Below are 12,516 nucleotides of genomic sequence, written 5' to 3'. Positions count from 1 at the left end.
TCTCACTCTTTCTCTGCTGTATTTCCGTAAATTTTTGCAGCAATTGCTCGCCCAGTTGGTGTAGCAGCAAGACCACCTTCTGCAGTCTCTCGTAAAGCTGATGGCATTTGTCTTCCAATTCGATACATCGCTCCTATAACTTCATCACAAGGAATTTTACTAACAATACCTGCTAAAGCCATATCTGCTGATACAATCGCATTAGAAGCTCCAGCTGCGTTACGCTTAACACATGGTACCTCAACGAGTCCTGCAACAGGGTCGCAAACAAGTCCTAACATATTTTTTAACGTTATAGCAAACGCTTCTGCACTTTGTTTCGGTGTCCCACCAGACATTTCTACTACAGCTGCCGAAGCCATTGCTGCAGCTGAACCTATTTCTGCTTGACAACCACCAGCAGCGCCGGAAATAAAAGCATTATTTGCAACAACAAATCCAAAAGCACCAGATGTAAATAAGAAACGAATCATCTCTTCTCGAGAAGGTTCTAATCTTTCTTTTACTGCGAATAAAGCACCCGGAACACAGCCAGCACTTCCAGCTGTCGGTGTAGCACAAATTAACCCCATAGCAGCGTTTACTTCATTTGTTGCGACCGCTTTACTAACAGCATCCAATAATAACGTGCCTGAAAGTGGTTTGTTTGTTTTTATATAGTTTTGTAGAAGTACCGCATCCCCACCTGTAAGACCTGAATGAGAACGGACACCTTTTAAACCATCTTCTATTGCTTTTTCCATGACATCTAGATTTCGTTCCATTTGAGCCATTATCTGTTCTCTAGATTTCCCATGCAAGTTCATCTCTTGAAGGATCATTGCTTCAGAGATCGAAATATTTTTTTCTTCTGTGATTGTTAATAATTCTGCGACGTTTCGAAACAAATAAATCCCTCCCTGATTCTTATTATTTATTTAATAATTTAACTCTAGTTCTAGTTCGTATATATGTAATGTGAATCAATCGACAATTTTAGAAACATGCAAGATGTGGTCAGCTTGATCTAATTCTAATTCTATCGCTTCACTTACGTTTTGGTCCAGTTCAATTACCATTAATGCTTCTTTGCCTATGTCTTTACGTGATACTTCCATTCTACCAATATTAATTTCGTGCTTTGCTAATATTTGTGTAACAGATGCAATTGCACCAAAACGATCATTGTGCATGATTAAGATAGCCGGATGGTTTCCTGATAAATGCAATTCAAAACCATTCAGTTCCGTAATTTCAACTTTCCCACCGCCGATAGAAATACCCACTAATTCAAAAGTTTCATTACCAACACCCATTTTAATTCGCATTGTATTTGGGTGTTCAACGGCACTTTCTTCTTCAAAAAAGTGGACAGCAATACCTTTTGAATGTGCAATTTCCAATGCTATACTAATTCGACTGTCATCAGTATCATAGTCTAATAAGCCTGCAATAACTGCAACATCCGTACCATGGCCTCTATACGTTTTAGCAAATGACCCGTAGAGATAAATATCTGCCCAAACTGGTTCATTTCCAAATAAATTTCTCGCAGCCCTACCAATTCTTGCAGCACCTGCTGTGTGAGAACTTGAAGGTCCAATCATAACAGGACCAATAATGTCAAAAACTGATTTGTATTTCATTCGAAATGACACTCCTTTCAATTCCCTCAGTTATTAAACGTGTTTTATATTTTCTTACTCAATTATCTCAACAAAAAAATAAGCGTTAATTGTTGAATGTGTTTCGTTTGAATTATATTATGTGACATTCTTTAGAGATCTGTTTTTTATAAGTTTATTGTCAATTACAGAATTAACACAGACTATGTCGTAACGATCTTTAGTTAAATGGACATTTAACAGAGCTTTCGCCTCGCATCTCAAGCGAAATGGGCTCCCTTTCCGTAGGCACGGCTTCAGCTAACTTAGTAAAGCAAAAAGTTCGTCAGCCGATTTCAAAAGAAGCGTGAAGTCAACTTCTATTTTGATTGTCAGACTTCCTTGTTATATCAAGACTTGAATACCTGTTTCATACTTGCGTAAGTTGTAAACTTAGTATAACGAAACTTCTAACATAAGAAAAGCTCAGGATATGGTCTTACTCCTGAGCCTTCTTACTTATTCTATAGCAAAAATATAAGAATAAATCGGTTGATTTCCTTTATGAACTTCTATTTCCAAGTCTTCAAATTCCGCTTCAATGTATGATTCGATGATCTCAATTTCTTCATCAGCAGCATCTTCACCTTGTAAGATCGTTACAATTTCATCTTCCTCTGTAACAAGTTCTGCTAGTAATTGTTTGATAACATCTAATTTATCTTTACCTGTTGCGATAATCTTACTATCAGCAAGCCCCATAAAGTTTCCATTTTCAATCGTTAACCCATCTATTTGCGTATCTCTTACTGCATATGTTATCTGACCAGTTTTTACTTGCTTACTTGCTTCTAACATATTCGCTTTGTTAGTCTCAAGCGAAGAATCAGGATGAAAGGCTAATAATGCGCTCATTCCCTGTGGAATTGTTTTCGTTGGAACAACAATTACTTCATCTTCACTTAAATCTGCAGCTTGCTCAGCAGCCATGACAATATTTTTATTGTTAGGTAATATAATTACGCGTTTAGCATGCGCTTCTTCAATTGCATGTGTAATGTCCTGCGTACTAGGATTCATTGTTTGTCCACCTTGAATGACAACTGATGCACCAAGACTTTCTAACAATTCTTTTAATCCATCACCCATTGCAACAGATACGATCGCATAATCTTGCTTTTTCTTTGGCTTTTCTTTCGTTTTAACCTTATCACCGACAATAGAAGTATGTTGCTCACGCATATTTTCAACTTTAATACTAATAAAGCTTCCAAAACGCTGGCCTAAATCTATAGCTTGACCAGGATATTCTACGTGCACATGGACTTTAATAATTTCATCATCAGATACAACTAATAATGAATCACCTAGTTCACTTAGCTCTTGACGAAATACTTCTTCATCATAAGGATTTTCTTTTAATTTTTCATCTTCAAATTTAACCATAAATTCAGTACAATAACCAAATTCGATATCCTCTGTTCGCATATAATCTTGAACAAGTTTATGATGTTCAGCGTTTACCAAATCATCCATTTCAACCGTCGCATTTGCAGATTCAGGTAAAGCCTCTCCTTTTAAGGATGCTAAAAACCCTTCATATATAACTACTAAACCTTGTCCACCACTATCTACTACACCAACCTCTTTCAAAACTGGTAATAATTCCGGTGTATGCGCAAGCGATTTTTTAGAAGCTTTTAAGACACCTTCCATAAATACAATGATGTCCTCAGTAGTTTCAGCTAATTCTACTGCTTTTTTAGCGGTATCTTTTGCTACAGTTAAAATTGTCCCTTCAACCGGTTTCATAACAGCTTTATAAGCTGTATTAACACCTGTTTGCAAAGCCTTTGCGAATGTTTTTGTATCAAGAACTTCAGCACCATTCACACCTTTTGCAAAACCGCGAAATAGTTGTGAAAGTATCACACCTGAATTTCCACGTGCACCCATTAACAAGCCTTTTGCAAATGCTTCAGATACTACTGTTACAGATTCATTCTCTAATTTCTTTACTTCGGCAGCGCCTGAAGTCATTGATAAATTCATATTTGTACCCGTGTCCCCATCAGGAACTGGAAAAACATTTAATGCATCAATCATTGTTGCATTGTTAGTTAAATGGTTTGCACCAAGTAGCACCATTTGTGCAAACTTAGCGCCTTCTATAGTTCTTACAACCACTAGAACTTCCTCCTTCGTAAACGAAAAACTTAACACGTTTCAATTTGTAGCTAGCATTTTATTTATTACAACTTTTATTTTTTATTCTGCTTGTACCCTTACACCTTGAATGAAAATATTAATTGCATGAATTGGTAATCCTAATGTTTTATCCAATGTATATTTTACCTGAGATTGTACGTTATGAGCTACTTCAGAAATCTTTGTACCATAACTTACAATAATATACATATCAATACTAATAAGGTCATCATCTTGACGAACGACAACACCTTTAGAAAAGTTTTCTTTACGTAAAATTTCCGCAATTCCATCTTTCAGTTGGTTTTTTGAAGCCATACCAACAATACCATAGCACTCAATAGCTGCTCCACCGGCAACTGTAGAGATTACTTCATTTGTAATTGTGACATGTCCGTCTTTTGTAGTTAATTCAATAGACATAACATTATCCTCCTTAGTCATATCTTGCTATTCTTTTACTTATAATTTCAGTTTAACATATAAAACAGTTCGGTTATCTTCATATTACAACAAACAAATTAATTATGAAAGCCGTTTCACCTTGTACCTTTAACAAAAAACTGTTTCATTGGTTAGTATGTACTTGAATAAATCCGTGTATTAAGGACCTAAGTCTTCCATAACCTTGATAAACCCCTTTATACAATGGACGAAAACTTAAATTCTGTCAAGCGAATCTGCTTTATATTCCTATTATAAAGCTACTTTTTGTCTAAAAATTGAAGGTTTTGCTTATTAGTAGTAATTAATTCGTGATCATTTTGATCGTTCTTACTTTATTCAACTATAGATTGCATTATCCGTATATTTGTGATAAATTATATAAGTATGTAATGAGATAGATGTAAGTAGGAGGGATTAATATGGGACGAAAATGTGTTATAACTGGACGTAAAACTTCAACTGGAAATAACCGTTCGCACGCAATGAACTCTAATAAACGCACATGGAAAGCTAACGTGCAAAAAGTTCGCATTATGGTAGATGGTAAACCGAAACGTGTTTATGTTTCTACTCGTGCATTGAAATCTGGTAAAGTAGAGCGCGTATAATTATAAGTAGTGCTTTAATGATTAGTTTTTACTATTCAATAAAAGATATACTTATTTAACAAAAAAGCACCTATGATTAGGTGCTTTTTTGTTATGCCACTTTCACATACGGAACAAATTAATTCTTTTTAAATGAACCCATGATTACTCGAACGAAGCCACCAATGAACCTTGGGAGTTTAAAGGTATAAAATTTAATGAGAACCCCTCCTCTTTTCCTTATGACAAAAAATACTTCATATTATTGTATGATTACCATGCCTAATAAGTACATCACGGCTCTTTATCATTATTAATATGCCTGTATCAAAAGAAAAAGTACCTTTTTTCCGAATAAGCTTATTGGAAAGACATAGAGTTGATCCCCATTCAATTAATTTATCCTCTAACGGATAGTAGAAATTTTCAAGAGATAAACCTGCTACAGCAGGTGTTAAAGGAATAAAGGAGATCATCGGTAAATTGTGATTTTCCTCAATCTCATAGTTTCCAGGACGAAATAAAGAAATTTCATTTTGAGAATCAATTATACTAGTTTGGATGTCCTGTTTTAATCGGGAGAGTAATTGAATATTAGCCAGTGTGTGGTCCATTCGACCACCTGTAGCACCAAAGATAAGTAATTTATTAGGCTTTAAAGCCATTGCTTCTAAAATAGCTAAATCTAGATCAGTTTCATCCTTTTCAATTGAAAAAACATTTATTTTTTTTGCATGCTCTTTCACCTTACTAAATTCATCTTCAGTTATCGAATCAAAATCGCCAATTGCTAGATCTAGACTCATATTTTCCTCTACTAAACGGTAAGAACCTTTATCTGCACCAATCCAGTAGTCAACTTGATTCTGGTATAATGTTAAGTTTGGAATAAATGAAGCAGGACCTCCCGCTACAATGGCTACAGTATACATAATCTTACCCCTTTTATGCACAAACTTTATTTTGTTGCATTTCGAATGATCTCAATTGCTTCATGTCGATCCTGTTGATTGAAAATAGCGCTTCCTGCAACTAACACATCGACACCTGCATCTGTACACAATTTGGCAGTTTCTTCATTAATACCACCATCAACTTCAAACTCCACATGAGGGGCAAATTCTCTTCTCCAAATAGCTGCTTGTTCAACCTTCGACAATACATCTGCGATAAAGGACTGCCCACCAAAGCCAGGATTTACAGTCATAAACAAGACTAAATCGACATCTTTTAAAATAGGGTAGAGCATTTCTACAGGTGTACCAGGATTGATTACAACTCCCGCTTTTACTCCTCTTGCTTTAATCGCATGAATCGTGCGGTGTAAATGCACACAAGCTTCGACATGAACAGAAATAATATCTGCTCCAGCATCAGCAAAAGCGTCAATATAGTCATCTGGATTATCAATCATTAAATGCACATCTAAAGGTAACGTAGTAACTGGACGAATAGCATTAACAATAAGTGGTCCAATTGTTATGTTGGGAACAAAGTGGCCGTCCATTACATCAACATGAATATAATCGGCTCCCCCTCGTTCCACGTCTGTAATTTCATCTTTCAATCGTGCAAAATCAGCTGATAGAATAGATGGGGCAATTTTTGTCATCTTTTAATACCTCGGCTTTCTTGTATGAATTTCGTGATAAAATGAAACATAATGTTTGTATCGGAAAGATGCGATTTCTTCATTTTCTACGGCTGCTTTAATGGCACACTTCGGCTCATTAATATGCATGCAGCCACGGAATTTACAATCATTCTGTCTGCTTCTCATTTCAGGAAAGCAAACAGGTAACGTTTCTAAATCAATTTGATCAAATTCCAATGAACTAAATCCAGGTGTATCCGCAACTAAACCTTCTGCAATTTCTACAAGTTCAACATGCCTCGTTGTATGTTTACCACGATTCAGACTAGTTGAAATTTCGTCTGTCTCGATATCAAGTTGTGGATTCAATTTATTTAATAACGATGATTTACCCACACCTGATTGTCCAGCTATAACCGATATGTTATTCGAGAAATAAGGCATTAGTTGTTGCAGATCAGAACCATCTTTCGTTGATGACACTTCAACCTGATAGCCAGTAGAACGATAAATTTCCTGATACATATTAATTTTTTCTAGCTCTTCAGCAGAAAGCATGTCTACTTTTGAAATAAATATAACAGGTTCTATTTGATTCGCTTCTACTAATAATAAAAAACGATCTAATAGTAGGGAACTAAAATCAGGTTCTTTAGCTGACACGACAATAACAGCTTGATCAATATTCGCTATAGGTGGGCGTCTTAATTCATTTTTACGTTCTTTTATTTCAAAAATATAGCCTTCATTCGGATTGCTAATATCAAATTGGACATCATCACCAACTAATGGCGTGATTTTTTGTTTACGAAATAATCCTCGTCCTCTGCATTGATATATATTTTGATCACTTTTCACGTAATAAAAGCCGCTTAATGCTTTCATAATTTTACCTTCAGGCATCCATTCACTCACCCCTCTACATCTTCATATGCAATCGTTTTTTGCAAGATTACTTGATCTTCTCTTTCAACTTTGTAAGTTGCAGTCTCACCTGGTGCGATCGTAAGTCTAACAGAAAACTCCGTATCCTCCGTAATGGACTCTGTTTCATACAAGCTCGTAAGATCATTATTCATATCACTAATATAGATACGCACTTCTTGTGCTTCACTTGTGGCATTCTCATTATTTCCATTTCCATTTTCATCACCATTACCGTTATTTGTAGTGTCACCAGTATATGGTATTGTAAAGGAAACGCTATGTGTTATAGGAGGCTGTTCTTCTTCTCCTATTGAAACAACAAGATCGACAACAGTATCCTCTGCCACCTCACTACCTGCACTTGGAGATTGACTAATCACATCTCCGTCAGCGACTTCATCTGAATTACTTTCTTCTATATTGGCGGATAAATTATTTGCTGCTAGATACTCTCTTGCATCATCTTCACTCATGCCAGTTAAGTCATCTAACGTGATCATTTTTTCTCCAGCACTAACATCGAATATAACAATAGTATCAGAAGGAACCACCGCACTATTTGGTGAAGGTTCAACCTGTTCTAAAATCTGTCCTTCTGGTTGATCAGAATAGGTATCGTTTCTCTGAACGTCTTGATAACCTAGTTGCAGGAGAATTCGTTCTACTTGATCATAATTCTGCCCTACATAATCAGCAATATCTTCTGTTTCTTTTCCTTGACTAACATAAACTGTTATCGAGGAGCCTTCTTTAATATTTATGCCTGCCTCAGGGTTCGTTCTCGTTACGTGATCTTCCGGAATTTCTTCTGAGAAATCATCTTCACGTTCTACTTCTAAACCAAGTTCTACAAGTTCTTGTAAAGCATCACTATATGTTTCTCCTTCTAACTCAGGAACCGTTATATCATCTGGTTGGAGCCAATTAGGCAATACAAATAATGCAAACAGACCTGAACTTATTAGAACAAAGAATACTATTATCAACCAAATAAAAACTTTCTTTTTTTTGGATTTCTTTTTCTTAGCTTTTTTATTTTTACCTGTTTTTATATCTGTTTCATTTTCTGTTGGTTGTTCATTTCCAACATTATTTTTAGTGTGAACGAGTGTATCTTGTGCTGATTTATTTTTTTCAAAAGATTTTTCCGTTATGATCGGAATTGCTTTTGTTGACTCGCCCTCTTCTTCAGGCGGGAAAAAAGCTGGCTCATTCAAACGAGATGGGTCTAAAGCAGTTATTAAATCTTGCTCAAAAGCATCTACCGAATCATACCGATAGAATGGATCTTTTGTTGTTGCTTTTAAAACAACATTTTCAATACTTTGTGGTATTTCTTCATTCCATTGTCTAATGGAGGGCGTATTAGATTGTAAGTGTTTTAAGGCAATCGAAACTGCAGATTGTCCAGAGAAAGGTATCCGCCCAGTCAACAATTCATAGAGGACAATACCTAGTGAATAGATATCGGATTTTTTATTTGCGTTCCCTCCGCGCGCCTGTTCTGGTGAAAGATAATGAACAGAACCTAATACAGAATTGGTTTGCGTCAATGAGGTAGCACTTAAAGCCAATGCTATACCAAAATCAGTCACTTTAACTTGACCAAAAGGATCAATTAAAATGTTTTGGGGTTTAATGTCACGATGAACAATATCATTTTCATGGGCATGATCAATTGCAGATGTAACTTGTCTCATAATTGCAATCGCTTCTTCAACTTGGATTGGACCGTATAATTGAATATATTTTTTTAAAGTCATCCCATCGACATACTCCATAACCATGTAGTATATATTATCTTCATCGCCGACGTCATATATATTAACTATATTAGGATTAGATAAACTTGTTGCAGAATGGGCTTCACGATGAAAACGGGTAATAAATTCTTCATCATTTGCATATTCTAGTTTCAATACTTTAATAGCTACTTCACGATCTAAAATAGTGTCATGGCCTAGATATACGTTGGCCATTCCACCGCCGCCAATCGTCTTTATTACCTTATAACGGTCATTCAGTAATCGACCTTCTAACACGATGGATCACCTTCTCTTACTGTTTCATATTCAGATAAAGTAATCGTGATATTGTCTTCTCCACCGCGATCATTAGCTAGATTAACTAATTGTTTTCCAATTTGGTCAAGTGAATCATCCTTCTGCAAATATTCATTGAATTCTTTATCACTGACTTTATTAGATAAACCATCTGAGCAAATCAGTATACGATCCTTTTCTTTCCATTCTTCTGATCTTACATCTGGTTCTGCATTTTTATCTGTGCCCAATGCTCTCATCAAAACATTTTTACGAGGATGAAATTCAGCATCTTCTTTTGAAATTTGACCAGATCGAACAAGTTCATTGACGAGTGAATGGTCCTCTGTTACTTGTCGAAGTGTTTGATCATGATAAAGATAACAACGGCTATCACCAATATGCGCGATAGAAACAAAATCACAAGAAAATATTGCAGCCACCACCGTTGTGCCCATACCAGCACATTCTTTATTTTCCTGTGCATGATCATAAACTTTTTGATTAATATCTTTAATTGAGTTTGTCAACCATTCTTCCGTTTCCTCTTTCGTTGTTAAGCTAGTGGTTTTTGGCCATTCTTGTTGAAAGTGATGGATAACCATTTGACTAGCCACATCACCTGCCTTATGGCCTCCCATCCCGTCTGCTACAACACTTAAAACTTGATTTTCTGCATTACGAAATATACCACCTGCATCTTCATTATGTTCTCTTACTTTTCCTTGATCCGTTATAAAATATTGCTTCATTCATCTCACCCCGTATCATTCATTCTTCATCATTATAATTCATTGTATACGTAACGGTAAACTAGTCCTTATAACGTATGTCTTTTTCATTTCTTTTGCAAGCGAGTTAAGAAAAAACCATCCGTTTGATAATCATCCGGGAATATTTGTAACCCTAGATCAGATAAACCAGGCGCATTTTGGATGAATGTCGGTAATGTTTCGAAAAAAGACTTATCTATTTCAAAGTCCGTATTAGCTAGTAAAAAGGCTTCTACTACTTTTTCATTCTCTTCCTTATCAACTGTACATGTACTATATAAAAGTTTACCATCATTTTTTAATAATTGTGCAACATTTTCTAATAATGACATCTGAATGGTTGCTAATTTATTAATATCTGCTTCACTTTTATTGTATTTAATATCTGGCTTCCCTCTAATAACTCCTAAACCTGAGCAAGGTGCATCCACTAATATGCGATCAAATGTATTCGGATTATGATAGACATCTAAGTTTCTCGCATCAGCTCCCTTTGTCTCAATATTGGTTAAGCCCAATATACCTGCTTTTTTTGCAACAAGGTCTGCTTTCTTCTCAAGCAAATCATAGGCGAAAATTTGACCTGTATTCTTTAGTTTTTCAGCTATATGTGTTGTCTTTCCACCTGGAGCACTACAAGCATCTAAGACAATTTGATTCTCTTCTAATTGTAACATTTCCGCTACTAGCATCGAACTTTGATCTTGAATTGACAAACTATTTTTACTAAATAAGTCACTTTTTAATACATTACCTTTGACAACAACAATTCCTTGTTCTGAGAAAAGAGATGCTTCTACCTCATAGCCCTCATCTTCCAGTACTTTCATTGCATCATCTCGTGTTATTTTTAATGGTTGTACACGAACAGTCATCGGTTTTGTATGTAAGTTAGCATGACAAATCAATTCTGTCTTAGTTATACCATAGGTTTTCACCCAGCGTTTTACCAACCACAATGGATGACTTGTTTCTAAACTGAGACGCTCCACATCATCTGAAATCTTATCAAATGAAGGAAAACCGCTTCGCTGCGCACTCCGTAATACGCCATTAACTAATGAAGAAATACCTTCATGTCCCCTTTTTTTAGCAATCGTAACAGCCTCGTTAATAATCGCATGATCCGGAACTTTTTCTAAATAATGCATTTGATAGAAGGATAGATAAAGCAACCATTTTACCCATGACGCTAATTTTTCGGGTTTTTTCACAAAATGGGTTACGAAATAATCCAATGTTAGTTTTCGTTGCAGGGTACCATAAACTATCTCTGTTAATAATGATTGATCTAATGTAGATAACTCATTTGACTTGATCGTATGATCAATTAATAAATGACTGAAAGCACCATTATCACCTATCCGTAATAATATATCTAATGAACTTGCGCGTACATTTTTTTTCTTCATTTTATTCTCCCAACTTTTCCCCTGCTTTTAATGATTGACCGCTCCCACGTACAAAATCTGCAACAGACATTTTCTTTTTTCCTGAAGGTTGTATTTCAGTAATCTTAATGCCTTCTTTATTACCGCAACAAACAATGATCCCTTCAGGGCTAACAGCTACTATTTCACCTGGCTTGTTTGGATAAGTAGTAGGGTCTACTTCTCCCCACCAAATTTTAATATTATTCCCATTTAGTGTTGTACTTGCGACAGGCCATGGGTGAAGTCCTCTAATATGATTATATATTTCGTGATTCGTTTCGTTCCAATCTATTTTTTCTTGTTCTCGTTTAATATTTGGTGCATACGTAACAAGTGTTTCATCTTGCTCTACCGGTTGCGCCGTTTGCTCTAAAATAGTTGGTAATGTTTCCTGTAAAAGTGATGCACCAACTCCAGCTAACTTCTCGTGTAATGATCCGACATGGTCATCGTGATTAATGGCGATTTTAGCCTGTGAGATAATCGCTCCTGCATCTAACTTTTCGGCCATATACATTATGGTTATACCTGTTTCTCTTTTGCCTTGGAGTAGTGCATAGTGAATTGGTGCACCACCACGAAGTTCTGGCAAGAGAGAAGCATGTACATTAATACAGCCAAATTTAGGAACTTCCAATAACGCTTTTGGTAAAATCTGTCCAAAGGCAGCTGTCACAATAATGTCAGGCTCATAAGCTAAGATATCTTGAAAAGTATCTTTAACTTTTTCTGGTTGGTATACTGGAATACCTTGCTTCATTGCTTCCTCTTTAACTGGTGGCGGTGTCAATTGTCTCTTTCTACCTTTAGGACGATCTGGTTGTGTGACAACTAATACAACATTATATTTATCCTCTACTAACTGTTTTAAAATAGGGACGGCGAAATCTGGTGTCCCCATAAATACGACATTCTGCATCAA

Annotated in this window: 13 protein-coding genes; 1 reads left to right on the top strand and 12 read right to left on the bottom strand. The window is 35.9% G+C overall.

Annotation, left to right across the window (positions count from 1 at the left end; genetic code table 11):
* Nucleotides 1-2: 2 nt before the first annotated feature.
* The 4 genes from sdaAA to DM447_RS08480 form a co-directional block, all read right to left on the bottom strand.
* Complete coding sequence (gene sdaAA / locus DM447_RS08495; RefSeq protein WP_112180808.1) at nucleotides 3-887, bottom strand: L-serine ammonia-lyase, iron-sulfur-dependent, subunit alpha; 885 nt, start codon at nucleotides 885-887, stop codon at nucleotides 3-5.
* 75 nt (nucleotides 888-962) lie between these two features.
* Nucleotides 963-1,625 (bottom strand): L-serine ammonia-lyase, iron-sulfur-dependent subunit beta, encoded by a 663-nt coding sequence (gene sdaAB / locus DM447_RS08490; RefSeq protein WP_112180807.1) that lies wholly within the window; start codon nucleotides 1,623-1,625, stop codon nucleotides 963-965.
* Nucleotides 1,626-2,102: 477 nt separating this feature from the next.
* Nucleotides 2,103-3,770, bottom strand: coding sequence for a DAK2 domain-containing protein (locus DM447_RS08485; protein ID WP_198663106.1), 1,668 nt, complete (start codon nucleotides 3,768-3,770; stop codon nucleotides 2,103-2,105).
* Nucleotides 3,771-3,851: 81 nt separating this feature from the next.
* Complete coding sequence (locus DM447_RS08480; RefSeq protein ID WP_112180806.1) at nucleotides 3,852-4,214, bottom strand: Asp23/Gls24 family envelope stress response protein; 363 nt, start codon at nucleotides 4,212-4,214, stop codon at nucleotides 3,852-3,854.
* 443 nt (nucleotides 4,215-4,657) lie between these two features.
* On the opposite strand from DM447_RS08480, the gene rpmB reads away from it, so the two are divergent.
* Nucleotides 4,658-4,846, top strand: a complete 189-nt coding sequence (gene rpmB / locus DM447_RS08475; RefSeq protein WP_112180805.1) for a 50S ribosomal protein L28 — start codon at nucleotides 4,658-4,660, stop codon at nucleotides 4,844-4,846.
* Nucleotides 4,847-4,964: 118 nt separating this feature from the next.
* Here the strand turns inward: rpmB and spoVM are convergent, their stop codons facing one another.
* The 8 genes from spoVM to fmt form a co-directional block, all read right to left on the bottom strand.
* Nucleotides 4,965-5,045 (bottom strand): stage V sporulation protein SpoVM, encoded by an 81-nt coding sequence (spoVM, locus tag DM447_RS18660; RefSeq protein ID WP_112182698.1) that lies wholly within the window; start codon nucleotides 5,043-5,045, stop codon nucleotides 4,965-4,967.
* Nucleotides 5,046-5,082: 37 nt separating this feature from the next.
* Nucleotides 5,083-5,757 (bottom strand): thiamine diphosphokinase, encoded by a 675-nt coding sequence (locus tag DM447_RS08465; protein WP_112180804.1) that lies wholly within the window; start codon nucleotides 5,755-5,757, stop codon nucleotides 5,083-5,085.
* Between the two features lie 26 nt (nucleotides 5,758-5,783).
* Nucleotides 5,784-6,437 (bottom strand): ribulose-phosphate 3-epimerase, encoded by a 654-nt coding sequence (gene rpe, locus DM447_RS08460; protein ID WP_112180803.1) that lies wholly within the window; start codon nucleotides 6,435-6,437, stop codon nucleotides 5,784-5,786.
* A 3-nt stretch (nucleotides 6,438-6,440) separates the two neighbouring features.
* A complete protein-coding gene (gene rsgA / locus DM447_RS08455) occupies nucleotides 6,441-7,322 on the bottom strand; it encodes a ribosome small subunit-dependent GTPase A (protein WP_112180802.1) in 882 nt (293 codons plus the stop codon).
* 8 nt (nucleotides 7,323-7,330) lie between these two features.
* The gene (pknB, locus tag DM447_RS08450; protein ID WP_112180801.1) at nucleotides 7,331-9,388 is read right to left on the bottom strand and encodes a Stk1 family PASTA domain-containing Ser/Thr kinase; all 2,058 of its coding nucleotides are present in this window, start codon (nucleotides 9,386-9,388) and stop codon (nucleotides 7,331-7,333) included.
* A complete protein-coding gene (locus DM447_RS08445; protein WP_112180800.1) occupies nucleotides 9,382-10,140 on the bottom strand; it encodes a Stp1/IreP family PP2C-type Ser/Thr phosphatase in 759 nt (252 codons plus the stop codon). Before DM447_RS08445 ends, pknB begins: the two co-directional genes overlap by 7 nt.
* An 86-nt stretch (nucleotides 10,141-10,226) precedes the next feature.
* Nucleotides 10,227-11,573: a 16S rRNA (cytosine(967)-C(5))-methyltransferase RsmB gene (gene rsmB / locus DM447_RS08440; protein WP_112180799.1), complete on the bottom strand. Its 1,347-nt coding sequence runs from the start codon at nucleotides 11,571-11,573 to the stop codon at nucleotides 10,227-10,229.
* Between the two features lies 1 nt (nucleotide 11,574).
* A complete protein-coding gene (gene fmt, locus DM447_RS08435) occupies nucleotides 11,575-12,513 on the bottom strand; it encodes a methionyl-tRNA formyltransferase (RefSeq protein WP_112180798.1) in 939 nt (312 codons plus the stop codon).
* Between the last annotated feature and the right edge of the window lie 3 nt (nucleotides 12,514-12,516).

This window comes from Paraliobacillus zengyii (assembly GCF_003268595.1).
GTDB lineage: Bacteria > Bacillota > Bacilli > Bacillales > Amphibacillaceae > Paraliobacillus_A > Paraliobacillus_A zengyii.
This window is presented reverse-complemented; position numbering and strand designations above follow the sequence as displayed.